The organism is Propioniciclava coleopterorum (assembly GCF_011393335.1).
GTDB classification, from domain to species: domain Bacteria; phylum Actinomycetota; class Actinomycetes; order Propionibacteriales; family Propionibacteriaceae; genus Propioniciclava; species Propioniciclava coleopterorum.
In genome coordinates this window covers 151,902-176,895 of the sequence record NZ_CP049865.1, presented here as the reverse complement: position 1 = coordinate 176,895, position 24,994 = coordinate 151,902, and the positions used below count along the sequence as shown (strand labels likewise).

Genomic DNA, 24,994 nt, shown 5'->3' with positions numbered 1-24,994 from the left:
GGACCCTGGTGCTCACCCCCGCTCGTCGCCCCCGCGCGATCGCCGCCACCGCCGTCGCTGTGACGCTGCTCGCCGCGGCCGGGTGCAGTGTCGTCCCCACCGGCCCGGCGACGCCCGGCTCGCCCGCGACGCCCGGGACGCCCGCCGCGCCCTCGATCGCGCACCCGGTCGGGCCCGAGGGCGCCTGGCTCGACGACGCGTACGCCGCCGGCGAGGTCACCGAGTGGGCGCTGCCCGGCGAACTCTGCGGGCTGTCGGCGGACGCGACGGTCACGCTCGTGTCCTCGACCCCGGACGTCACGATCACGGCCTACCGCACCGGCACCGACCAGCAGGTCTGGCAGATGCCGGGGCTGTGCTCGCAGGACGCCACCTTCGACGACGAGGCCTTCGTCTTCTCGGAGGGGCAGGTGAAGCGCGTCGAGGCGGCCACCGGCAAGGTGCTGACCCCGAAGATCGCCATCGAGGGCGCCATCGAGCAGGTCTTCCACCTGGGGCGCGACGCCGAGGCGTCCTACCTCATGTCGAGCGACACCGACGGCATGTTCCTGCGGGCGATCACCGACGCGGGGGAGACCCGCTGGAAGATCCCCGTGCCCGAGGGCATGTACGAGCGCCGGGCGCTCGGCGAGGGGGCCGCCCTGGACCTGCCGGCCCTGTGCCTGCCCGTGTCCGAACACATCGTCTGCACCGACGCCCAGTACCAGCAGTACGCGGCCTTCGACGCGCGGACCGGCGCGACCGTCGTGCCCGCCGCCCGCGCCGCCTTCGCGGTCGTGCCGGTCGCCGAGGGCGCGATCCAGGTCGCCAGCCCGGGCAGGGCCGACGCGGCCAGCCCCGTGGTCGGCTTCGACGGGTCGCCGCGCGGGGAGGTCACCGACGTCATCAGCACGTGGGGCCGTCCGTTCCCCAGCACCGGCCAGGGCGTCTACCTGCAGGCCGCCGACCACCAGGGTCGGCCCGCCTTCGTGGGGCGCAACGGGACGACGTTCGGCGTCCAGACCGACGTCGGCCCTGGGATCTCCCTCGCCGACCGTCCCCTCACCGGCCTGCCGGTCGGGGTGACGGCGTCGGGGACGGCCGCGGCGCTCCTGGACGAGTCCGGGGGCGCGACCGTCTTCGTGCGGGCCGACGGCTCGGAGATCCGACGGGTGCCGCGCGACCTGGTGCTCGGCGCGGTAGTGCGCAGCGGCGTCCTGGTCGAGCAGTACCTCGGCCAGAAGTACGTCATGCTGCTGCCCGCCTGACCCTCCCTTCTCCGACCCTCGACCCTCCTCACGGCGGGGGCGCCTCGCCGCCCTGCGCGACGTCACACCCGGCCTCCCCACCCGCGCCGCGATCGTTCTAGCGCCGCCGCTCACGTTCTATCCGACGCCGCGCGGTGGCCCTTAGGGTCGAGCCACTCGCCGATGGACGCCCCCGCGCCGGCGGGCTGCGCTGTTCACACGAAGGAGTCGGGACACCATGGCCAAGGCACGCACACTCAGCGCCGGCGAGATCGACGGCGTGGACTACCGCCGCGCCCGGACGTGGCAGATCGCCCTCTCCCAGCTCAACAACGGCTCGGCGATGATCTTCTACGTGCTGGTCGGCCTGATGAGCTACCTGCAGAACGCCGGCTACGGGATCGCCGTGGCCGCCGCCGGGCTCATCCTCACCGGGACCCGCATCCTCGACGGGCTGATCGACCCCGTCCTGGCGCTCATTATCGACCGGGTCGACTTCCGCTTCGGCAAGCTGCGCTTCTTCATGCTGGTGGGCTGGACGGTCCGGTCGCTGGCGGTCATGGCCCTGTTCGTGTGGGGGTCGGGCCACGACCTGGGGCCGGTGTTCTTCATCGCGCTCTACGTCGTCTACATCATCGGGTCCTCCACCAACGACATCGCTGGCAACATGATGCCGCCGGTCATGACCAACGACCCGCGGCAGCGCCCGACCGTGCAGGTGTGGGCCACCGTGTACGCCTACCTGGTGCCCACGCTGTTCACGATCCTGTCGACGGTGGTGATCCTGCCGCGCCACGGCAACCAGTTCACCGTGGAGATGCTGCGGGAGACCGCCCTGGTCTTCGTCGCGTGCTCGCTGGTCCTGCAGATCCTCGCCTGCGTGGGCGTCTCGCACGCCGACCGCCCGGAGAACTTCCGGCACCTGTCGGCCCAGGGCGACGACGCCACGGTCACGGTCCGCGACATGCTCGACTTCCTGCGCCGCAACAACCCGTTCCAGCGCTACGTGATCGCCGCGGCGTCCGAGAAGCTCGCGCAGGTCGTGACGGCCCAGGCCGTGGTCAGCACGATGCTGTACGGCATCCTCATCGGGAACATCCAGCTCGGCACCATCATGAGCATGGTCGCGATGCTGCCCTCGATCGTGTTCGCGATCATCGGCGCTCACTACGCCGGACGCCACGGGTCGCACCGGGCGACGGTCACCTGGAGCTGGGTGTGCATCGTGCTGCTCGCCTGCACGATCGCGTTCTGCCTCGCCGTCGACATGCGGGCCATCCTCGGCAGCCTCCCGCTCATGATCGGCTTCTTCGGGCTGCAGCTGATCCTCAACGGCGCCAAGATGTGCGTGACCACGGCCAACGGCGCCATGCGCGCCGACATCGTGGACTACGAGCTGGACCGGTCCGGCAAGTACCTCCCCGCCGTCGTCACGGCCACCTACAACTTCATCGACCAGCTCGTCTCTTCGTTCGGCGCCACCATCGCCCTCGGCTCGGTCGCCCTGATCGGGTACGCCGCCGTCATGCCGCAGCCCACGGACGCCCCGACGAGCGCGATCCTGTACCTGACGGTCGCCCTGATGTTCGGGATGCCGATGCTCGGCTTCATCGCCACCGTGATCGCGATGAAGGGCTACCACCTCACCAAGCCGGAGATGGTCGCCGTGCAGCGCCGGATCGCCGAGCGGAAGGCCACGCTGCTCACCGCCGAGCCCGAGGTCGCGCTCGCGGACTGAGCCGCGGGCGGTCGCTCAGGCCTGGCTGCGCCGGTACTCGCTGGGCGTCATCGCGTACGCCGTGCGGAAGACCTTGACGAAGTAGTTGGCGTCCAGATAGCCCACGTGCGCGGCGATGTCCCGCACCGGCTGATCGGTCGAGGCCAGCAACTGTGCGGCCCGTCGGGCCCGTTCGCGCGCGACGTACTGGGTCAGCGTCCAGCCGGTCTCGGCCTTGAACAACCGCCCCAGGTGGGACTCCGACACCCCGGCCCGCTCGGCCAGCTCGCCGGGCGTGACGTGGTGGCTCAGGTGCAGCGCCACGTGGTCCATCGCGCGCCGGACCGCGGGGGAGTAGGGGCTCTGCTGATGCCGCCGGATGTGGCGGCAGAACTCGCCGACCATCGCCGCGATGGACGCGGCCGTCCGCTGCACGTCGGGGGAATGGCCGCTGCGGTGCAGTTCCTGGGCGTAGGTCTGGGAGATCGCGTCGATGGTCACCGGCGGCAGGCCGCCCAGCTGGGCGGCGACCCGCGTCATGATCCGCAGGATGGTGGCGCCCAGGAAGGGCGTGTTCAGGTACCCGGGCGGACGCGGCACGGTGCTCATCCGCCGCAGCGCGTCCAGCGCGCGGCGCTCGTTGCCCTCCGAGACGGCCTCGATGAAGTCGTGCTCGATCGCGTACCGGGCCTCGATCGCCGCGAACGGGGCCGACTGCGCCGGCTCCCGGACGCCCTCCTCCAGCGGCCGGGCCGACGTGACGACGCGCTCGAAGCCGACGCGGTCGCCGTCGCCACCGGCCGCCTCCAGCAGCGCCATCGCGCCGCGCATCACGAACTCCGAGTCCACGATGGCGAAGCTGGAGCGGTAGAGCGAGAACGCCTGCAGGTGAGCGCCGGGGATGCGGGACTCCCCGAGCAGCGCCGTGGCCTCGTTCGCGCGCAGCGTGCGCGCCGTGTAGGGCCCGATCACGGCCAGGCGCCCGGGCAGGCGCACCACGGTGACGGCAGTGCCGAGCGGCTCGGTGAGCTCGTGGACCACCTGGTCGGCCATCGCCTCCACGAACGCGCCCAGATAGGACGCCGTCAGCGCCGGCTGCGCGGACGGCAGGAACGCGTACCGCTCCTCGAAGCCGCGCAGGAACGCCGCGGTGTCCTCGGTCAGGGCGACGGGGCACCCGAGCACCGTGCCGAGCGTCCCGGCGGCGACCTCGACCGCGTCCATGGGCCCCCTCCCGCCGCGGCGCCAGGTGCCGCAGGATCCGTGCTGCTGATGCGGGATCGTTTCTATCACGCCGCCGCGGCCGGCGATAGCCTCGGGGCATCGCCGAACCGAGGAGCACCATGAACCACCGCCGCCGGCCCCGAAGCGCCGTGAGCTTCAACGAGGGCTGGGTCTTCGTCCCGCGCGAGCTGGACGCCGGCGCCCCGCTCCCGGACGGGCAGCCCGTCACGCTGCCGCACACCTGGAACGCCTCCGACGGCCAGGACGGCGGCGGCGACTACCGGCGGGGAGCGTCCAGCTACGTGAAGGAGTTCGCGCGTCCGGACCACGACGGGGAGGTCTGGCTGGAGTTCGCGGGCGCCAACTCCGCCACCCAGGTCTGGCTCAACGGGGTCGCCGTCGGGCGGCACCGAGGCGGCTACTCGACCTTCCGCGTCGAGCTCACGGCCGCGCTCGCCGACGCCAACGTCCTGGTCGTGACGGTCGACAACGGACCCGACGAGACCAGCTACCCCCAGCGCGCGGACTTCACCTTCTACGGCGGCCTGTACCGCGACGTCTCGCTGCTGCTGGTGGGACGCGAGCACCTCGCCCTCGACGAGCACGGCGGCCCCGGGCTGACCGTCACCCCGACGCTCGAGGGCGATCGGGCCTCGGTGGCCCTGGCCGCGTCCGTCACCGGCGGGGACGCCGTCCGGTTCGCGATCGGCGGCGAGGACTGGCGGACGGTTCCCGTCGCCGACGGCGCGGCGGCCACCGTGCTCGACATCGCGCGCGTCCGCCGCTGGCACGGCACCGCCGACCCCCACCTCTACACCGCGACGGCGGAGCTTCTGCGCGACGGCGAGGTCGTGGACGCCGTCGAGGTGCGGTTCGGCTGCCGGACCTTCGCCGTCGACCCCGCGCGCGGCTTCCTCCTCAACGGCGAGCCCTACCCGCTGCGCGGTGTGTCGCGGCACCAGGACTGGCTCGGCGTCGGGAACGCCATCACCCCCGCCATGATGGACGCCGACCTGGCGCTGCTGACCGAACTCGGCGCCACCACCGTGCGGCTCGCGCACTACCAGCACGACCAGCGGTTCTACGACCTGTGCGACGAGGCGGGCATCGTCGTCTGGGCCGAGATCCCGATGATCACGGAGTTCCTGCCCGGCGCGGTCGACGACGCCGCCCACCAGCTCACCGAGCTCATCGTCCAGAACCGGCACCACGCCAGCATCGTGTGCTGGGGGCTGTCGAACGAGATCTCCGTCGCCGGCACCGGACCCGAATCCGTCGAGGCACACCGCGGCCTCAACGATCTGGCCCACCGCCTCGACCCGACGCGCCTGACGACGATGGCCCACCTGTTCATGCTCGAGTCCGACGACCCGCTCGTCACGATCGCCGACGTCATGTCCTACAACCTCTACTACGGCTGGTACGTCGGCGAGGTGGAGGACAACGACGCCTGGTTCGACGACTTCCACGCCCGCTTCCCCGACGTGGCGGTCGGGCTGTCGGAGTACGGGGCGGACGCCAACGTGGCGCTCCAGACGGCCAACCCCACCCGGGGCGACTACTCCGAGCAGTACCAGGCCCGCTACCACGAGCACATGGTGGCCATGATCGAGGCCCGGCCGTGGCTGTGGGCGACGCACGTGTGGAACCTGGCCGACTTCGCCGCGGACGGACGCGACGAGGGCGGCGTCCCCGGACGCAACATGAAGGGCCTGGTCACCTTCGACCGGTCGGTGAAGAAGGACGCGTTCTACGTCTACAAGGCCGCGTGGTCCTCCGAGCCGTTCGTGCATCTGGCCGGACGCCGCTACGTCGACCGCCCCGAGGACGTCACCGAGGTGACGGTCTACTCCAACCAGCCCGCGGTGGAGCTCTGGCGCGACGGCGTCCTGCTCGGGCGCCGCGAGGGCCGCCGGGTCTTCCGGTTCGACGTGCCCCTGAGCGGGGAGCACACGCTCGTCGCCCGCGCCGGGGAGGCGTCCGACTCCATGACGGTGCGGCGGGTCGCCGAGCCGAACCCGGACTACACGCTGGTCAGCGGCCCGGTCATCAACTGGTTCGACGACGACGTGCTGCCCAGCCCCGAGGGGTTCTTCTCCATCCGGGACACGCTGCGCGACATCCGCCGCACCCCCGAGGGGGCCGCGCTGGTCGACCAGATGATGGCCGCGGCCGCCGCGAGCCGGGGCGACGTCGCGAAGAAGATCAAGATCCCCGCCGTCATGCAGAAGATGATCGAGCGGATGAGCGTGGAGAGCCTGCTGAAGCAGGCCGGCGGCGCCGTGGGGGCCGAGCAGGTCGCCGCGCTCAACGCCGCCCTGAACCGGATCGCGAAGTGAGAGGACCTGCCATGACGACCTTCCCCGAGGGCTTCCTGTGGGGCGCGGCGACGGCGCCGCACCAGGTGGAGGGCAACAACCTGAACTCCGACTTCTGGGCCAACGAGGCGCGCGTCCCGGGCATGGAGCGCAGCGGCGACGCGTGCGACTCCTACCACCGCTACGCCGAGGACATGGACCTGCTCGCGGACGCCGGGTTCACCGCGTACCGGTTCGGGCTGGAGTGGGCGCGCATCGAGCCGGAGGAGGGCCTGCTCTCCCGCGCCGAGCTGGCGCACTACCGGCGCATGATCGACGCGGCCCTTGACCGTGGACTCACCCCGGTCGTCACGCTGCAGCACTTCACCCACCCGCGCTGGTTCGCCGAGGCGGGCGGCTGGCTCGCACCGGACGCCGTCGCGCGGTTCACCCGCTACGTGGAGGCCGTCTGCCCGATTCTGGACGGCGTGGAGTGGGTCGTCACCATGAACGAGCCCAACATGCTCTCGATGATGGCCGCCCTGCAGCGCGACATGCTCGCGCAGCAGGCGTCCGGGCAGTGGCAGAGCCCCACCGTCGACAACGCGCGCCCCGCGCAACTCCCGGCCCCCGACGTCGAGATCGGCGAGCGCCTGGTCGCCGCGCACCACGCCGCCCGCGCGGTGCTGCGTGCCCGCACGGACGCCAAGGTCGGCTGGAGCGTCGCCAACCGCGCGTTCGAGGCGCGGCCCGGCGCGGAGGCGAAGCTGGCCGAACTCTCGTGGGTGTGGGAGGACCTGTACCTGGCCGGCTCGGCGGGCGACGACTACGTCGGCGTCCAGTCCTACTCCAGCCAGTGGGTCGGCCCCGACGGCGTCGAGCCCCACCCCGAGCACCCCGACAACACGCTGGTCGGGACCGCGTACCGCCCCGACGCGCTCGCGATGGCCATCCGGCACACCCACGCCGTCACCGGCCTGCCCGTGCTGGTCACCGAGAACGGGATCGCGACCGCCGAGGACGACCGCCGGATCGCGTACACGTCCGACGCCCTGCGGGGGGTCGCCGCCGCGGTCGCCGACGGGATCGACGTGCGCGGCTACCTCCACTGGAGCCTGCTCGACAACTACGAGTGGGGGCACTGGCGCCCGACGTTCGGGCTGGTGGCGGTCGACCGGGCCACGTTCGCCCGGACGCCCAAGCCCAGCCTCGCCTGGCTCGGGTCGGTCGCCCGCCGCAACGGGCTGTGACCGGGGCGCCGCCGCTGCGGGCGATCCAGCAGCTCCAGCTCGGGACCGTCTGCGGCACCGCGACGGCGGCCCGCCGCACGCTGGCGCTGGTGGTCGAGGCCGGCTTCCAGGGGATCGAGCTGAACGGCTTCATGATCCGGCCCACGCCGCCCCTGGTCCGCGCCCTCACCCGCGCCGCCGGGATGCCGGTCGGGCGCGGCGGCCGCCTCGACTGGGCCACCCTGGTCGGCGAGTCCGGGCTCACCGTGGTGGGGCTGCACGAGGACCTCGGCGCCATCGAGCGGGACGCCGGGGCGGTGGTGCGCGAGGCCGCGCGTTACGGCACCGGCCGCGTCGTCGTCCCGGGCATGTACCGGTTCGCCTGGACCGACCCGGACGCCGTGGCCGCGCTCGCGCGCCGGCTCGACGCGGCGGGGGAGCGGCTCGCCGACGCCGGGCTGCGGCTGCTGTTCCACAACCACAACGCCGAGCTGCGTCGGCTGCCGTCCGGCCGCACCGCCTACGCCGAGCTCGTCGCGCGCACCGACCCGGCCCGCGTGGGGTTCGAGTTCGACGCCTACTGGCCCGCCGCCGTGGGCGCCGACCCCCGCGCGCTGCTGCGCGGACTGGGGGAGCGCGTCGAACTGCTGCACGTCACCGACCGCGGCACCCGGGCGCGGGGCGTCAGCCTGACCCCCATCGACCGCGCCGACGCCGTCGAGCTGGGCGACGGCACCATGGACCTGGTCGGGCTGCTCGCCGACGCACGGCACGCCGGGGTGGCCGCCGTCATCTGCGAGACCCACCGCAACTGGGTCGACCGTTCCCCGATCGCCAGCCTGCAGCGCAGCGCGCGCTTCCTGCGCGCGCACCTGCCCGACCGACAGGACGCAGCATGACCGACAGCGACCGCACACTGCCCGCCGACGATCGAACCGCCCCCGCCGACGGGCCGACCGACCGGCCGCACCGGCTCCGGATCGACGCGGGCGGCGACGCCTTCCCCGTCGCCGGCGGCCCGCCCCAGCTGTCGTGGTGGCCCGCCGCGCGGCCGGACGCCGCCCCCGGCCGACCCGCCGGCGACCTGCCAACACGGGTCCCCGCCGGCCACGACCTGGAGGCGGAGGCCGACGGCGTCCGGCTGCCCACGGCCGTGCTCGGCCCCGGGCACCGGTTCGTGGCGTGGCCGTTCGCCGGGCCCCTCGCGAGCGGCCAACGGGTCGCCTGGCGCGTCCGGGAGCGGTTCGACGACGGACCCGGCCCCTGGTCGGCGTGGGCGGGCTTCGAGGTCGGGCTGCTGGATCCCGACTGGGAGGCCGCCTGGATCGGCGCGGCCGAGACCTCCGACCCGGGCCCCGGACGCCGCCCCGCCCACGAGCTCGCCACCACCTTCACTCTCCCCGGGCCGGTCGCGTCCGCGCGGCTGTACGCCACCGCCCTGGGCGTCTACGAGGCGTTCGTGAACGGCGAGCGCGCCGGCACGACCGAACTCGCGCCCGGGTCAACCTCCTACGACCGCACCGTCCACGCCCAGGCCTACGACGTCGCCGACGCGCTCCACCCCGGGCGCAACACGCTGTCCCTCGTGGTGTCCGACGGCTGGTTCCGCGGGCAGGTCGGCGCGTTCCGCCACCCCGCCGCCTGGGGCGACGCCGTGGCGGTGTGCGCCGAACTGCACGTCAGGCTGGCCGACGGCGGCCGCCGCGTCCTGCGCACCGGCCCCGACTGGACCAGCCGGCCCACCACCATCACCCGGGCCGACCTGATGGACGGCCAGACCGACGACCTCACCCGCTCCGGCTGCGGTGATCACGGCGAAGCCGCCCCGCACGCCCACGCGGGTACCGGAGGGTCCGGCGCGGCCGGTGACGAGTCTGGCGCGGCCGGGGACGGGTCCGGCGCAGCCGACGCTGCCGCCGGCGTCGTGGTCCGCACCGGTCCGGTGCCCCCGATCTCCTGGTCGCCGGCGCCCCCCGTGCGGTGCGTGGACGAACTGCCGGCGGCGTCCCTGACCCGCGTCGCGCCCGACGCGTGGGTGGCCGACTTCGGGCAGAACGCGTCCGGCCGCGTCCGGCTGGCGCGGCTGGGGGAGGCGGGCGTCCGCTCGACGCTGGACTTCGGCGAACACCTCGGCCGGAACGGCGACCTCGACACGACGCACCTGGACGCCCGCGAGCCCGGCCGGCCGCCGATCCCGTTCGTGCAGCGCGACGAGGTGGTCTCCGACGGGGAGGCGTCCGCCTTCGAGCCGCGGCACACCGTCCACGGGTTCCGCTACGCCCGGCTCACCCGCTCGGGCGGCCCCGAGCCCGCCGCGGCCGACCTCGCCCTGCGGGTCGTCCACACCGACCTGGCGCCCACCGGGGAGTTCGCCTGCGGCGCCCCGGACCTCGACCGGCTGTGGCGGGCGGCCCGCTGGGGCTTCCGCGGCAACGCGGTGGACGTGCCCACCGACTGCCCGACCCGCGAGCGCCTGGGCTGGACCGGCGACTACCAGGTCTTCGTCTCCACCGCGACGCGGCTGTTCGACGTGCACGGATTCAGCCGCAAGTGGCTCGCCTCGGTCCGCGACGACCAGCTGCCCGACGGGCGGATCGCCAACTTCTCCCCGGACGGCCGCCGGATCAAGCACCACCTCGACGACCGGCTCGCCCTGATGACGGGCTCGGCCGGCTGGGGCGACGCGATCGTCCACGTGCCATGGGAGCTGTACCGCGCCTACGGCGACGTCGGCGTCCTGGCGGAGAACCGCGACGCCATGGCGGCGTGGGTGGAGTGGGCGCTGGGCCGGGCGCGGGAGTCCCGGCACGCCTCGCGCGCCGCCCGGTCGCCCGAGCCGCAACCCCACGAGGAGTATCTGTGGGACGGCACCTTCCACTGGGGCGAGTGGTGCGAGCCCGCCCCGCGGGCCGCCGATGGCAGCCGGGCCGCCGAGGTGCAGACCGACCCGATGGCCTGGTTCCTGGCCGACAAGGGGGAGGTGGGCACCGCGTTCCTGCACCGCTCGGTCGCCACGCTCGCCGAGGTCTCGGCGCTGCTCGGGCGCACGGGCGACGCCGAGCGGTACGCCCGGATCGCCGGGCTGGTCCGGGACGCGTGGCGCACCGAGTTCCTGCGTCCGGACGGCCGCACCGCCGGCGACACCCAGGCGGGCTACGTCCGCGGGCTCGCGTTCGGCCTGATCCCCGACGGCGAGCGCGCCGCGGCGGTCGCGCGGCTGGTCGAGCTGATCGGCCGCGCCGGCGGGCGCCTCGCCACGGGCTTTCTGTCCACCGGCGACCTGCTGCCGGTCCTCGCGGACGCCGGCCGCGCCGACGTCGCCTACGACCTGCTGTTCGCCCGGACGCCGCCCTCCTGGCTCACGATGCTCGACCGCGGCGCCACCACCTTCTGGGAGGACTGGGAGGGCGTCGACGAGCACGGGGACGCCCACGAGTCGCTCAACCACTACAGCAAGGGCGCCGTCGCCCGCTTCCTGCACAGCCACACGCTCGGGCTGCGCCAGGAGGAGGACTCGGCGGGCTGGGACCGCTTCGTCGTGGCGCCCGTGCCGGACGCCCGCGTCCCGTGGGCGCGCGGCAGCCTGCTCGGGCCGCAGGGCCGCATCGCGGTCGCCTGGGAGGCCACCGACGACGGGCTGCGCGTCCGGGTCGAGGTGCCCCCGGCGTCCGAGGCCACGCTGGTGTTCCCCGGCGGGCGCCGCGTCCGGCTGGGCCCCGGCGTCCACGAGCACCGGGGCTGACCCGCGGCGCGCGCCGGGTTTTGACGCCCGGGCGCCCAGCGCCTAGCTTCGGCGCCAGGACGGGCCGCGCCGGCCCGGGAAGGTGGTCGGGTCATGCCGGCTTCGCAGCAGCACCGCGACGACGCGTTGCGTCCCTCCGACGACACCACGCCGACCGATCCCCGCCGCCGGCTGGACCGGCTGTTCGACCCGGGCAGCGCGCGATCGCTCGCCGGGACCGAGCACGGGCGCGGCGCGGTGGCCGTGCAGGGGACGGTGCGGGGCGACCGGGCCGTCGCGTTCGCCACCGACCCGGGCCTGCGGGGCGGCTCGCTGGCCGTCGCCGACTGCGACGTCATCATCGCCGCCCACGCCTTCGCCCTGGAGCACGGCCTCCCGATCGTGGGCGTCTGGCACTCCGGCGGGGCCGGGCTCGCCGAGGGCGCCCGCACCATGGACCGCGTGGCGCGGATGCTCCACAGCATCGCGACCGCCTCGGGCCGCATCCTCCAGGTCTCGCTGGTTCTGGGCCCCTCGGCCGGGGCGGCCGCGTACGCGTCCACGCTGGCCGACGTCGTGGTGATGGCCCCCTCCGGACGCGTGGTCGTGACCGGCCCCGACGTCGTCCGGACGCTGACCGGCGAGGAGGTCGAGCTCGAGGACCTCGGCGGCCTGACCACGCACGCCGAGCACTCCGGCGTCGTCCACCTCGCGGTGCCCGACGAGGAGACCGGCTTCGCCCGAGTCGCCGACCTGATCGAGCTGATCGCCGCCCCGGGGACGGTGGCTGCGACGGTCGAGGATCGGCCGCTGCCCGATCCCGCGGAGCGCGACGTCCACGGCGTCGTCGCCGGCCTGCTGGACGCCGACGGCTGGTGGGAGATCCAGGCGGCCTGGGCCCGCCAGCTCGTCGTGGGCCTGGGGCGCCTGGGCGGCCGGACCGTGGGCGTCGTCGCCAACAACCCGCTGCACGCCGGCGGCTGGCTGGACGCCGACTCCGCCGACAAGGCGGCCCGCTTCGTCCGGATGTGCGACGCGCTCGGCGTCCCGCTGCTGGTGCTGGTGGACGTGCCCGGCATCCTGCCCGGGCTGCGCGAGGAGCGCGGCGGGGCGCTGCGGCGCGGCGCGAAGCTGTTCCACGCGTTCGCGAACGCGTCCGTGCCGCGGATCAATCTCGTCATCGGCCGGGCCTACGGCGGCGCCTACATCGCCATGAACGCCAAGGGCCTGGGCGCCACCCGCGTCCTGGCGTGGCCGGACGCCGACCTGGCCGTCATGCCCCCGGACGCCGCGGTGCGCGTCCTGTACCGCCGCCGGCTCGCCGAGCTGCCGCCCGAACGGCGCGCCGCGGGCGAGGCCGACCTGATCCGCGAGCACGCCCGGGAACTCGGCGGGGTCGCGGCGGCGCTCGAGGTCGGGGCCGTGGACGAGGTCGTCGCCCCCGAGCGCACCCGCAGCCGCCTCGCTGCGGTGCTGCGGACCGTCGACGACGGCCGCCGCGGCACCCACACCAACATCCCGCTCTAGGACACGGCGGGGGAGACCGCCCCCGGACGCGACGATGCCCCGGGACGGATCCCGGGGCATCGCGGCGTCAGCGCGGGGCGTGGCTCACAGGTACGGCTCGACCAGGGACGCGTAGCGCTCCTTCATCGTCTCCACCGTCTGCTCACCGGGGGTGCCCCAGATGTCGGCGTTGAAGATCTCCACCTCGATGTCGCCGTCGTAGCCGGTCTCGGCCACCCAGGCGGTGATGGTGGGGAAGTCGATGTAGCCGTCGCCGACGTGGCCGCGCGACAACAGCGCGTCGGGGGCCAGCGGCAGGATCCAGTCGCAGATCTGGTAGGACGCGATCCGCCCCTCCGCGCCGGCCCGGGCGATCATCTCGCGCAGCTTGGGGTCCCACCACACGTGGTAGGTGTCCACCACGACGCCGACGTCGCGCGCGTCGAACTCCGCGGCCATGTCGAGGCACTGCTCCAGCGTGGAGAGCACCGCGCGGTCGCCGGCGAAGATCGGGTGCAGCGGCTCCAGCACGAGCCGGACGTCGTGTTCGCGCGCATAGGGCACCAGCTCGGCGATCCGGTCGTGGACCCGCTGCCGGGCGGCGACGATGTCCTTGTCGCCGTCCGGGATGGCCGGGCCCGAGGGCTCGGACGCCGCCGGCAGGCCGCCGACGACCATCACGAGCTCGCGGGTGCCCAGAGCGTTCGCCTCGCGGATCGCGGCGCGGTTGTCCTCCAGCGCCGCCGCGATGCCCGCCTCGTCGGCGGCCGAGAGGAAGCCCCCGCGGCACAGCGAGCTGACGCGCAGCCCGGCCTCCGACACGATCCGGGCGGCCTCCTCCAGGCCGACCTCGGCGACGCGGTCGCGCCACAGCCCGACAGCCTCCAGGCCGGCGGCCTTGGCGCCCGCGACGGCCTCGGCGAGCGTCCAGTACTTGGTGGTCGCCGTGTTCAACGACAGACGGTTGGCGCTCACGCCGACAGCTCCTCCATCTCGACGCGGCGGCCCTCGGCCGACGACTTCAGGCCGTTCTCGGCCAGCTGGACGCCGCGGGCGGCGGACAGCAGGTCGTAGCGGTGCGGCCGGTCGTTCACGACGTCGGCGAGGAACTCCTCCCACTGCGCGCGGAAGCCGTTGGGCAGCTCGGCGTTGGCCGGGACGTCCAGCCACTGGTCGCGGAACTTCTCCGTGGTGGGCAGGTCGGGGTTCCACACCGGCTTGGGCGTGTGGCCGCGCTGCTGGGCGACGCAGTTGAACAGGCCGGTGACCGCCGAGCCGTGCGTGCCGTCGATCTGGAACTCGACCAGCTCGTCGCGGAAGACGCGGACGGCCCAGGAGGAGTTGATCTGCGCGATGACGGGGTCGCCGCCCGGGGTGCGCAGCTCGAAGATGCCGTAGGCGGCGTCGTCGGCGGTGGCGTCGTAGGCGTTGCCCTGCTCGTCCCAGCGGGTCGGGATGTGGGTGGCGGTCTTGGCGGTGACGGCCTCGACCTTGCCGACGATGCCCTCCATGACGTAGTTCCAGTGGCAGAACATGTCGACGGTCATGCCGCCGCCGTCCTCCTTGCGGTAGTTCCAGCTCGGGCGCTGCGCGGGCTGGTGGTCGCCCTCGAAGACCCAGTAGCCGAACTCGCCGCGCATGCTCAGGATGCGGCCGAAGAAGCCCTCCTCGACCAGGCGGCGCAGCTTGACCAGACCCGGGAGGTACAGCTTGTCGTGGACGACGCCCGCGTTCACGCCGGCGGCGGCGCGGATGCGCTCCAGCTCGACGGCCTGCTCGAGGGTCTCCGCGGTGGGCTTCTCGGTGAAGATGTGCTTGCCGGCCTTCATGGCCTTGGTGAGGGCCTCCATGCGCCGCGAGGTGACCTGCGCGTCGAAGTAGATGTCGACGGAGTCGTCGGCCAGCACCTTGTCCAGGTCGGTCTCCCAGCGCTCGATGCCGTGCTGGGCGGCCATGGCCTCCAGCGCCTCGGGGCGGCGACCCATGAGGATCGGCTCGACCTCGATGCGGGTGCCGTCGGGGAGCTCGAGGCCCTCCTCGCGGAGCGGCAGGATCGAGCGGACGAGGTGCTGGCGGTAACCCATACGACCGGTCACGCCGTTCATGGCGATGGTGAGCTTCTTGGTTCCCATGGAGGGCCTCCCTGAACGTGGAATGCGCTTTCCCGAGTGAATCTAGCACAGGCCCGAGGGCGGGCGGTAGGGGGTCGGGCCCGGGGGCGCGGATCAGCGCGATGCCGGTGCCGAGTCGCGCAGCGCAGGCGTCGAATCGCGCAGCACCGGCGTCACCCCGACGGTGATCGAGCCCGTCCCGTCGCCGGGTCCGCTCAGGGCCAGGTCCAGGCCGAGGCGCGCGAGCTGCCCGCTGGGGACGCGCACCGTGGTCAGCCCCGGGGTGACGTCGACCAGGGTCGAGATGTCGCCGAACCCCGTCAGGCCGGCGTCGGCCGGGATGCTGATGCCCGAGCGGGTCGCCTCGTTGAGCGCGCCCAGCGCCATCACGTCGTTCATCGCGACGATGACGTCGTAGGTGAGGCCGCCCTCGATCGCGAGCCGCATGCCCACGGTGCCGCCGGCGCGGGTGAAGTCCGAGGTGATCTGGTTGGCGTCGGGAACGGGGTGGCCCAACTGCTTCATCCGGTGGGTGAACGCCGTCGCCCGGGACGCGGCCGTGGAGTGGCGCTCCGGGCCGGTCAGGACGAGCGGGCGGCGGTAACCCAGCGCGACGAGTTCCTCGGCGAGCGCGGTCGCGCCGGCCTCGTTCGCCACCTGCACGCAGTCCACGCCGGGGAAGTCCATGCCGAGCGCGACGACGCGGCCGCCGCGTCCGACGTACTGGTCGATGGACGCCATGAGCGCGTCCTGCAGGTCGGGGTCCTTCCAGCGGGCGCCCACGAGGATGATGGCGCGCACCCGCATGGAGTCCAGCGAGGTCACGACGTCGCCCAGGGCGGCGAGGTTGTTGCCGGTGGTGGCGAGGGTGAGGAACAGCTTCCGCTCGGTCGCGGCCGTGGCGATCCCGTCCGCGATCGCGGCGAAGTAGGGGTCGGTCAGGTCGTGGACGACGACGCCGATGGTGCGGGTGGCGCCCCGGGCCATGGCCTGGGCGTTGGCGTTGGGCGCGTACCCGAGCAGACGGGCGGATTCGGCGACGCGGCGACGCAGGTCCTCGCCCACCGTGCGGGTCTCGGAGCCGTTGATGGCCCGGGACGCGGTCGCGAGCGACACCCCGGCGTGTCGAGCGACATCGCTCAACGTGGGGGCGCTACGGGTGGCGCGGGCCATGGGGCCTCCGATCCGAAGGACGGTTGCAGGCACCCTAACGAGACGATCCACGCCGGGCAACGCGAGGCGCGCGGTTGCCGGGAAAGCGGTTTACGAGGCGCTGATCAGGGGTGACGCCCGGGGCGGTCCGCGGCGGTCCCTCGCGCCGGGTGTGAAGCGCGGTCCCAGCGCCTGCGCTGCAACTCTCTCGCGCCTAGTGTCGGCAGCGTGAATCGATTCGATTCGGTGTCAATCCGTCCTGTCTCCTTGACGAGGGTCCCGCGTGCCCGTACTGTCTCGGTAAGCGCTTCCCGGCAACGGGGTCGGCGAAGCACGAAACGAAAGAGGGCAATCAATGTCCATCACCAAGAAGCTCGCCGCGAGCGTCGTGGTGCTCGGTCTGGCGCTGGCCGGCTGTGGCTCACCCGCGGCGCCGGGTCAGGGCACCCAGAACGACAAGGGCCAGACGGTCATCCGTTTCGCCTGGTGGGGGAACGACACGCGCAACAAGCTGACCAACGAGGTCATCGCGAAGTTCGAGGCCGCGAACCCCGACATCAAGGTGCAGGGCGAGCCGGGCGAATGGTCCGGCTACTGGGACAAGCTCGCCACCCAGGTCGCCGCCAACGACGCGCCCGACGTCATCCAGATGGATGAGAAGTACATCTCCGAGTACGGCAAGCGCGGCGCGCTGCTCGACCTGGAGAAGGTCGGCCTGAAGACCGACAAGTTCATGGAGGGCACCGTCGACACGGGCCGGGTGGGCGGCAAGCTCTACGGCATCAACGCCGGCATCAACGCCCCCGTCGTCGTCGGGAACCCGAAGGTGCTCGAGGCGGCCAACGTCGCGATGCCCGACGACAAGACCTGGACGTGGGAGACCCTGCACCAGACCGCCAAGAAGGTGTCCGAGGCCAGCCCCGACGGCGTCTTCGGCACCCAGAACATGAGCTACGTCGAGCCGGCCCTGCGCGCCTACCTGCGCCAGGAGGGCAAGGACCAGTTCGTCGAGGGTGGCATGGGCTTCGAGCCCAAGGACCTGGAGTCCTTCTTCCAGTGGGGCCTGGACATCCAGGGCGACAAGTCCGCGCCGTCGGACTCCCAGACCTCTGAGGACATGGGCAAGCCGCTCGACCAGACCATGGCCGCCACCAACAAGATCGGCTTCTCGGTGTACTGGTCCAACCAGATCACCGCGCTGCAGAAGGCGTCCGGCACCGACATGACGCTGCTGCGCCCGCCGAGCAAGGCTGGGTCGGCCGACAAGGCGGCCCTGTGGTACAAGGCGTCCATGCTGTGGTCCGCGTCGGGCAAGACGAAGAACCCCGAGGCCGTCGCCAAGTTCGTCGACTTCCTGGCCAACAGCCCCGAGGCGGGCCTGATCATGGGCACCGAGCGCGGCGTCCCGGCCAACAAGGAGGTGCGCTCCGCGCTGGAGCCGAAGCTGAGCGACGTCGACAAGAAGGTCGTGGCCTACCTCGACTCGATCGAGTCCGAGCTCGGCCCGGTCCCGCTCGTCACGCCGGTCGGCGGTGGCAACTTCGGTACGGTCCAGATGCGGATGGTGCAGGATTTGCTTTTCAAGCGCAAGACTCCGATCGAGGCGGCGACCGGCCTCCACGACGAGGTCAAGAGCCAGCTCAAGTGAGCCAAGTCCGCGGGCGGACGGCCCAGCGCCGTCCGCCCGTGGTCGTCCCACCCATCCCCCACGACCCGAGCCGCACACCGCGGGAGGAGAAGCCATGAGTGCTCTCAGCGAACTCGGCAAGCTCAGGGGCCGCGGCAAGGAGGAGACACCGGACAACGTCGCCGGTTATCTCTTCCTCCTGCCCTGGCTGATCGGCCTGGTGGTCATCACCATCGGCCCGATGCTTGCCTCTTTGTACCTGTCCTTCACCGACTACAGCCTGCTCGCTCCGCCCGAATGGATCGGGGCCAAGAACTACGAGCGGATGCTCAACGACCCCCGACTGCTCAACTCGCTGCGGGTCACCTTCACCTACGTCTTCGTGTCGACGCCGCTGCAGCTGGCGCTGGCGCTCGGCATCGCCGTCCTGCTCAACCAGGGCATGCGCGGCCTCCCGTTCTACCGTTCGGTCTTCTACCTGCCCTCGCTGATGGGTTCCTCGGTCGCGATCGCGATCCTGTGGCGCCAGATCTTCGGCACCTCGGGCCTGGTGAATCAGGTGTTGATGGCGGTCGGATTCCGCGACCTGCCGGGCTGGATCTCCGACCCGAACACCGCCCTGGGCACGATCATCCTGCTGCACATCTGGACCTTCGGTTCCCCGATGATCATCTTCCTGGCCGGCCTGCGCCAGATCCCCACCATGTACTACGAAGCTGCGGCGGTCGACGGCGCGTCCAAGTGGACGCAGTTCTGGAAGATCACGATGCCGCTGCTCAGCCCCATCATCTTCTTCAACCTCGTGCTTCAGATCATCGGCGCGTTCCAGTCGTTCACCCAGGCGTTCATCGTCTCCGGTGGTACGGGCGGCCCGTCCGACTCGACGATGTTCTACACGCTGTACCTCTACCAGAAGGGCTTCGCCCAGTTCGACATGGGGTACGCGTCCGCGATGGCGTGGCTGCTGCTGATCATCATCGGCGTATTCACCGCCCTGAACTTCTTCGTCTCCAAGTATTGGGTGTTCTACGATGACTGATCCGCGTACCGACAGCACCGACGTCGTCCTCGACAACGACGTCGCCATCGACCACGGCGGAGCGGGCGACCTGCACGCCGTCAAGCGCACGGGCCAGCTCGGCTCCAACGTCCGCTCGGTGATCAAGCACATCCTGATGATCGCCGCGGCCCTGCTCATGATCTACCCGCTGCTGTGGATGCTCGTGAGCTCGTTCCGTCCCACCGAGGAGATCTTCCGCGACTCGGGCCTGGTGCTGACCAGCCTGCACCTCGAGAACTACACCGAGGGCTGGACCGCCCTGCAGTACCCGTTCAGCCGCTACCTGATCAACTCGATGATCCTGGTGCTGGGCTGCATCCTCGGCAACGTCATCTCGTGCTCGCTGGCCGCCTACGCGTTCGCGCGGCTGCGGTTCAAGTTCAAGAACATCTTCTTCGCGATCATGCTGCTGACGATCATGCTGCCGATGCACGTCATCATCGTTCCGCAGTACATCCTGTTCAGTCAGTTCGGCTGGGTGAACACGTTCATCCCGCTCGTGCTGCCGAAGCTGCTGGCCACCGACGCCTTCTTCGTCTTCCTGATGGTGCAGTTCATCCGTGGCCTGCCCAAGGAACTCGACGAGGCGGCCCGCATCGACGGCTGTGGCCACTGGAAGATCTTCAGCCGCGTGATCATGCCGCTGATGACGCCGGCCATCGCCACGACGGTGATCTTCACCTTCATCTGGACGTGGAACGACTTCTTCAGCTCGCTGATCTACCTGACCAGCCCCGAGATGTTCACCGTCCCGCTCGCCCTGAAGTCCTTCCTGGACTCCACCGGCGGCTCCAACTGGGGCGCGATGTTCGCCATGAGCATCGTGTCGCTGATCCCGGTCTTCCTGGTCTTCCTGTTCGGCCAGAAGTTCCTGATCCGCGGCATCGCCACCACCGGCATCAAGTAAGTCGACGACCACCAAGGAGAGTTCGATTTCCATGCAGCGTTACGGCCTCATCGGATCCGGCCATCGCGCCCAGATGTACACCGACGCGATCGGGGGTGCCCACAGCGACGTCGCCACCCTGGTGGCGATCGCCGACAGCAACCCCGGCCGCGCGGAGTACCACCGCGACCGGATGGTGGCGGAGTACGGCTACGCGCCGGACGCCCTCACCCTCTACGGCCCCGACGATGTGGAGAGGATGATCACCGAGCAGCAGCTCGACCGCGTGATCGTCACCAGCCCCGACTTCACCCACGCGGAGATGATCACCCGCTGCCTGCGGGCCGGCGTCGACGTCGTGGTGGAGAAGCCGCTCACCATCGACGCCGACTCCGCGAACGCGATCGTGGACGCGGTGAAGGAGACCGGCCACCAGGTCGTCGTCACCTTCAACTACCGCTACAGCCCGCGGAACTCGGCGCTGAAGGAGATCATCCAGTCCGGTCAGATCGGGACGCCGCTCTCGATGACCTTCGAGTGGGTGCTGGACACGGCGCACGGGGCGGACTACTTCCGCCGCTGGCACCGTGAGAAGGCCAACTCGGGCGGCCTGCTGATCCACAAGTCGAGCCACCACTTCGACCTGATCAACTGGTGGCTGGCCGACGTGCCCAAGCGCGTCTACGCCAGCGGCGGGGTGAAGTTCTACGGCGCCGAGAACGCGGACGCCCGGGGCCTGGCCCCGCGCCCCGAGCGCGGCACCCACGACGGCGAGCACGGCCCGTTCGAGCTCGACCTGCGCGACGATCCCCGCCTGAAGGCGCTGTACCTCGACAACGAGCAGTACGACGGGTACATCCGGGATCAGGACGTGTTCGGCCCCGGCGTCACCACCGAGGACAACCTCGCGGTGATCGTCGACTACGAGGGCGGCCCGACGCTGTCGTACGCCCTCAACGCCCACAGCCCGTGGGAGGGCTACCGGGTCGCCGTCAACGGCACGCTGGGCCGCGCGGAGCTCGAGGTCATCGAGCGCGCCCGGATCAGCGTGGACGCCGACGGCAAGGTCGTCGTCGACCCCTCCGCCATGGCGGACCAGGTCGGGGCGCGCGACAAGGGAGAGCGCCTCACGGTGCAGAAGCACTTCGAGGCGGCCCAGGAGGTCGAGATCCCCGAGGGCACCGGCGGCCACGGCGGCGGCGACGCCCTGCTGCTGTCCGACGTGTTCAACGGACCGGGGGAGGACCCGCTGGGTCGGCCCTCGGACTACATCGACGGCCTGCGCGCCATCTCGGTCGGCATCTGCGGCAACGCGTCGCTGGCCTCGGGGGCCGCGGTCTCGCCCGCCGATCTCGGGCTCGACCTGAGTCGATGAGCGAGCACGGGGCGTTCGGCGGCTACGCGGACTGGCCGGAGTACGTCTCCGGCCGGCCGCGGGTCGCCGGACGCCTCGGCGCGCTGCTCGGCGTCCCGCGTCCGGGAACCCCGGCGCCGGTCGCCGAGGGCACCTGGGACGCCGACGGCGTCACCACCACCCGGCTGACCTGGGACGCCGGCTTCGGCCCCCGGCAGTCGGCTTTCCTGCTGCACCCCAGCGACGCCGACCCGGCCACCCTGCCCGGCGTGCTGGCGCTGCACTCCCACGGCGGGATCAAGTCCGTGGGGGCGGCGCGCATGGTCGACGTGCCCGGCCTGCCGCAGCACGTGCTGGCCTACCGCCGCGACGCGGAGGGGGGCGCGTGCGTGGCGAACGACCTGGCCCGCGACGGCCTCACCGTCCTGGCGCCCGACGCGTTCTGCTGGGGCAGCCGCCGCTTCGACCTCGGGATCACCGACGCGGCCGCCTACGACGCGGCCGCCGGCGACCACGAACACCTCGTGGCGAAGGCCTGTTCCCTGCTCGACACCACGCTGGCGGGCATGGTCGCGCACGACGACCTGCTGGCGCTGGACGTGCTCGCCGCGTCCTGCGCGCCCGGGAGCCTCGGCGTCCTGGGCTTCTCCGGCGGGGGAGGGCGGGCCGCCGCCCTGACCGCGCTCGACGACCGGATCGGCACCGTCGTCGTCGTCGGCATGATGACCACCATGGCCGCGCTCTGGCCCGACCACGTCGGGCACTCGTGGCTGCTGCACGCCCGCGGCGTCGACCTGCCCGGGCTCCTGACCTCGCGCCCCGACGCCGACGTGCTCGTCGGGTACGGGCGCCGCGACCACCTGTTCAGCCCGGCCGGCATGGCCGCCGCGGACGCGCTTCTGGCCGAGGCGTTCGCCGCCGGGCCCGGCCGCTACACCGGCGTCTTCGTCGACGCCGGACACGCCTTCACCCCCGAACTGCAGGACGCCGCCCGCGCCCACCTGCGCGCCCGCGCCGCCCTGACCGCAACAACCGCGACACCATCGAGAAAGGTATCCACATGAGCACCGACTACGCCGCCTCGCGCGTCTCCCACGAGGGGGCCGACTACTGGCTCCGCAGGAACGACGACGGCACCAAGTCGCTCGTCATCGCCCACGCGCCCCAGGCCGTCCTCGACGGCTTCTCCGGGCAGGCCGAGGGTGACGTGTTCGTGGCCCCCGCCGACGCCGACAACGCGCTGGCGCTGCGCAAGGCCCTGCCGTGGCTCACGCCGCGCCGCTGGGGCCTGGAGACCTCCGCCGGCACGGGCGACCGCCTCGGCCTGGCGACCCCCGGGCACGCCCAGGCGTTCAAGGACGTCGGCGGCGTGAACCCGGTGTTCGCGCAGCAGTCGACCCGCGAGATGGGTCGCACGCACCGCACCCCGCGCAACGTCCTGGACGACGCCACCTGGGGCGCCTTCCAGGAGGGCTGGACCGACGGCGTCGGCGCCGACGCGGACCACCAGAAGACCGAGGAGTCGCTCAGCGAGTGCGCCGAGGCCGGCTTCGTGTTCTTCACCATCGATCCGGGCGACGGCATGGACATGGCCGCCCACGACGACGACGAGGCGACGGTCCGCGAGAAGGCGGCGCGCATCGACCTGAGCTCGCTCGACACCTCCACCGACGACGTCGTCTCCCGCTACGCCGGGCAGACGATCGAGCTCGAGTCGGGACCGCTGGTCCTGGACGAGGAGAGCGTGCTGCGCGCCGTCGCCAAGGCCGGGCCCGCGCTGGTCCGCGGCCTGGAGCTCATCAAGCACGTCGAGGGCCTCGGCGTCGAGCACGAGCTCGAGTTCGCCATCGACGAGACCGACAAGCCGACCACGCTGGTCGAGCACGTCGTCGTGGTGAAGGAACTGCAGCGGGCCGGCGTCGAGCTCATCAGCTTCGCGCCGCGCTGGGTCGGGCAGTTCGAGAAGGGCGTGGAGTACATCGGCGACCGCGCCGCCCTGGCGAAGAACTTCTCCGACCACGCCGAGATCGCCCGCGTGCTGGGCCCGTACAAGCTCTCGCTGCACTCGGGCTCGGACAAGTTCTCGATCTACCCCTCGTTCGTGGAGGCCACCCGTGGGGTCGCGCACCTCAAGACGGCCGGCACCAGCTGGATCGAGGCGCTGCGCATCGTCGCCGCGCACGACCCGCAGCTGCTGCGCGACATCCTGGCGCTGTCCCTGGACAGCTTCGAGGAGAACCGCCACAGCTACCACCTGTCCTGCGACACCTCGCGGATCCCGTCCGACCTGCCGGACGACCGCGTCGGCGAACTGGTGACCGAGCTGGACTCCCGCCAGGTGATGCACGTGGGCTACGGCGCCGTCCTGGACGAGTACGGCACGCGGATCAAGGACATCCTCACCACGCACGAGGACGAGTACGCGGCCCTGATGAAGGAGCACTTCATCGCGCACATCGCCCCCTTCGGCAAGCGCTGATCCTCCTCACACAGGCGAGGGCCCCGGTCGGATCGACCGGGGCCCTCGCCGTTGCTGAGGCTACTGTTGCTGAGGCTTACTTCAGGCCGCTCTTGACCTCGTTGTAGAAGCCCTCGGCCTCCGCCTGCGGCGTGCCGCGGTTGAAGTAGACGTTCTGGGCGTGCCGCTTCTGGATGTCGGGGCTCTGCCCGCCACCCTGCGGCGGCACGACCGACGTCGGGCCGAGCTCGGGCTCGATCTTCTCCATGAAGGCCACCACCTTCTTGTCCGACGCGCTGAACTTGTCCGCGATCGACGCCCTGACCTTCAGGTTAGGCGGCAGGCCCCGCTCGGTGCCCAGGATCGCGCCGGCCTCGGTGGAGTTGCTCAGGTAGTCGATGAACTTCTTCACCTCGTCGGCGTTCTTGGTGCGGGCCGAGGCACTCCAGTACATCGAGGCCTTGTACCACAGCCCCGCATCCTTCGCCTTGCCGGTGCGGCTGGGCAGGCGCAGCAGCGCCATGTCCTGGCCGGACGCCTTGTCCATGGCGTTGATCTGGTTCGACCACAACGTGCCCATGCCGACCTTGCTCTGCGCGATCAGGGTCTGGTCGAGCGCCTTGCCCTCGTCCTCGCTGGTGACCGACGCGGGCGGGAAGGTGCCGTCCTCGTGCAGACCCTTGCCCCAGGCGTAGAAGTCGGCGACGTCGGCGGCGGCGTAGCCCTGGCCCGTCTCGGTCCACTGCTCCTTGCCGTGCTGGCGCAGCCACGCCTTCAGGGTGGAGTCGACGCTCAGCATGCCCGCCGAGCCCCAGACCTGGCCGCCGCCCTTGGCGCTGATCTGCTGGGCGGCCTTGTGGAAGTCGTCCCAGGTCCAGGTGGCGTCGTCCGGCATGGCGACGCCGGCGTCCGCGAAGACCTTGGGGTTGGCGACGAGGATCGGCGCGTTGATGCCGATGTTGATGCCGACGAGCTTGCCGCCGACCTTGCCCAGGTCGACGGTGCCCGGGGCGAAGTCGGCGGTGTTGATGCTGGCCAGGTCCATCAGGACCCCGCGCTTGCCGTACTCGGAGATGTACTTCTCGTCCATCTGGATGACGTCGGGGGCGTCGTTGGCCGCCACCTGGGTGGCGAGCTTGTCCCAGTAGCCGCCCCACTCGGTGGGCTCGCCCTGGACATCGACGTCGGGGTTGGCAGCCTCGTAGGCCTCGATCACCTGGTTGGTGAGCTTGTTGCGGGTGTCGTTGCCCCACCACGCGAACCGGATGACGGTCTTCTCGCCGGGGGCCTTCGTCGTCGCGGTCGGCGTCCCGGATGCGCACCCGGCGAGAGCCAGCGATGCCGTCACCCCGAGCGCGGTGAGGGTCGTCAGGAGTTTCTTCTTGGTTGCCATGGTGCGCGGGGATCCTTCCTCACGGGGATGGTG

General features: G+C 71.9%; 18 protein-coding genes. 13 read left to right on the top strand and 5 right to left on the bottom strand.

From position 1 onward, the window contains the following. The first annotated feature begins 8 nt into the window (after window positions 1-8). A complete protein-coding gene (locus G7070_RS00810; protein WP_166231085.1) occupies window positions 9-1,247 on the top strand; it encodes a hypothetical protein in 1,239 nt (412 codons plus the stop codon). A 217-nt stretch (window positions 1,248-1,464) separates the two neighbouring features. Then, window positions 1,465-2,964 (top strand): MFS transporter, encoded by a 1,500-nt coding sequence (locus G7070_RS00805; protein ID WP_166231082.1) that lies wholly within the window; start codon window positions 1,465-1,467, stop codon window positions 2,962-2,964. A gap of 15 nt (window positions 2,965-2,979) precedes the next feature. Here G7070_RS00805 and G7070_RS00800 read toward each other — a convergent pair whose 3' ends face one another. After that, the gene (locus tag G7070_RS00800; protein ID WP_166231080.1) at window positions 2,980-4,167 is read right to left on the bottom strand and encodes a helix-turn-helix domain-containing protein; all 1,188 of its coding nucleotides are present in this window, start codon (window positions 4,165-4,167) and stop codon (window positions 2,980-2,982) included. Window positions 4,168-4,286: 119 nt separating this feature from the next. On the opposite strand from G7070_RS00800, the gene G7070_RS00795 reads away from it, so the two are divergent. From G7070_RS00795 to G7070_RS00775, 5 genes are all read left to right on the top strand, one after another. Beyond that, a complete protein-coding gene (locus G7070_RS00795) occupies window positions 4,287-6,506 on the top strand; it encodes a glycoside hydrolase family 2 protein (protein ID WP_166231077.1) in 2,220 nt (739 codons plus the stop codon). Between the two features lie 11 nt (window positions 6,507-6,517). Further along, window positions 6,518-7,714 (top strand): glycoside hydrolase family 1 protein, encoded by a 1,197-nt coding sequence (locus G7070_RS00790; RefSeq protein WP_166231074.1) that lies wholly within the window; start codon window positions 6,518-6,520, stop codon window positions 7,712-7,714. Further along, entirely contained in the window at window positions 7,711-8,592 is an 882-nt protein-coding gene (locus tag G7070_RS00785; protein WP_166231071.1) for a sugar phosphate isomerase/epimerase family protein, read from the top strand. Before G7070_RS00790 ends, G7070_RS00785 begins: the two co-directional genes overlap by 4 nt. Beyond that, a complete protein-coding gene (locus tag G7070_RS00780) occupies window positions 8,589-11,435 on the top strand; it encodes a family 78 glycoside hydrolase catalytic domain (RefSeq protein WP_166231068.1) in 2,847 nt (948 codons plus the stop codon). The genes G7070_RS00785 and G7070_RS00780 overlap by 4 nt, the downstream gene beginning before the upstream one ends. Window positions 11,436-11,528: 93 nt before the next feature. Continuing rightward, window positions 11,529-12,941: an acyl-CoA carboxylase subunit beta gene (locus tag G7070_RS00775; protein WP_166231065.1), complete on the top strand. Its 1,413-nt coding sequence runs from the start codon at window positions 11,529-11,531 to the stop codon at window positions 12,939-12,941. Window positions 12,942-13,025: 84 nt separating this feature from the next. Here the strand turns inward: G7070_RS00775 and G7070_RS00770 are convergent, their stop codons facing one another. From G7070_RS00770 to G7070_RS00760, 3 genes are all read right to left on the bottom strand, one after another. Then, complete coding sequence (locus tag G7070_RS00770; protein ID WP_166231062.1) at window positions 13,026-13,895, bottom strand: sugar phosphate isomerase/epimerase family protein; 870 nt, start codon at window positions 13,893-13,895, stop codon at window positions 13,026-13,028. Further along, a complete protein-coding gene (locus G7070_RS00765; protein ID WP_166231059.1) occupies window positions 13,892-15,052 on the bottom strand; it encodes a Gfo/Idh/MocA family protein in 1,161 nt (386 codons plus the stop codon). Before G7070_RS00765 ends, G7070_RS00770 begins: the two co-directional genes overlap by 4 nt. A 93-nt stretch (window positions 15,053-15,145) precedes the next feature. Further along, window positions 15,146-16,204 (bottom strand): LacI family DNA-binding transcriptional regulator, encoded by a 1,059-nt coding sequence (locus G7070_RS00760; RefSeq protein WP_431977910.1) that lies wholly within the window; start codon window positions 16,202-16,204, stop codon window positions 15,146-15,148. A 334-nt stretch (window positions 16,205-16,538) separates the two neighbouring features. Between G7070_RS00760 and G7070_RS00755 the strand changes: the two genes are divergently transcribed. From G7070_RS00755 to G7070_RS00730, 6 genes are all read left to right on the top strand, one after another. After that, entirely contained in the window at window positions 16,539-17,831 is a 1,293-nt protein-coding gene (locus G7070_RS00755; RefSeq protein WP_166231053.1) for an ABC transporter substrate-binding protein, read from the top strand. A gap of 94 nt (window positions 17,832-17,925) precedes the next feature. Then, the gene (locus tag G7070_RS00750; RefSeq protein ID WP_166231050.1) at window positions 17,926-18,849 is read left to right on the top strand and encodes a carbohydrate ABC transporter permease; all 924 of its coding nucleotides are present in this window, start codon (window positions 17,926-17,928) and stop codon (window positions 18,847-18,849) included. Next, entirely contained in the window at window positions 18,842-19,777 is a 936-nt protein-coding gene (locus G7070_RS00745; protein WP_166231047.1) for a carbohydrate ABC transporter permease, read from the top strand. Before G7070_RS00750 ends, G7070_RS00745 begins: the two co-directional genes overlap by 8 nt. A gap of 31 nt (window positions 19,778-19,808) precedes the next feature. Further along, the gene (locus G7070_RS00740; RefSeq protein ID WP_166231044.1) at window positions 19,809-21,131 is read left to right on the top strand and encodes a Gfo/Idh/MocA family protein; all 1,323 of its coding nucleotides are present in this window, start codon (window positions 19,809-19,811) and stop codon (window positions 21,129-21,131) included. Next, entirely contained in the window at window positions 21,128-22,174 is a 1,047-nt protein-coding gene (locus G7070_RS00735; protein ID WP_166231041.1) for a hypothetical protein, read from the top strand. The genes G7070_RS00740 and G7070_RS00735 overlap by 4 nt, the downstream gene beginning before the upstream one ends. Further along, window positions 22,171-23,589 (top strand): tagaturonate epimerase family protein, encoded by a 1,419-nt coding sequence (locus G7070_RS00730; RefSeq protein ID WP_166231038.1) that lies wholly within the window; start codon window positions 22,171-22,173, stop codon window positions 23,587-23,589. The genes G7070_RS00735 and G7070_RS00730 overlap by 4 nt, the downstream gene beginning before the upstream one ends. Window positions 23,590-23,665: 76 nt before the next feature. Here the strand turns inward: G7070_RS00730 and G7070_RS00725 are convergent, their stop codons facing one another. Beyond that, complete coding sequence (locus tag G7070_RS00725) at window positions 23,666-24,961, bottom strand: ABC transporter substrate-binding protein (RefSeq protein ID WP_166231035.1); 1,296 nt, start codon at window positions 24,959-24,961, stop codon at window positions 23,666-23,668. Window positions 24,962-24,994: the final 33 nt, after the last annotated feature.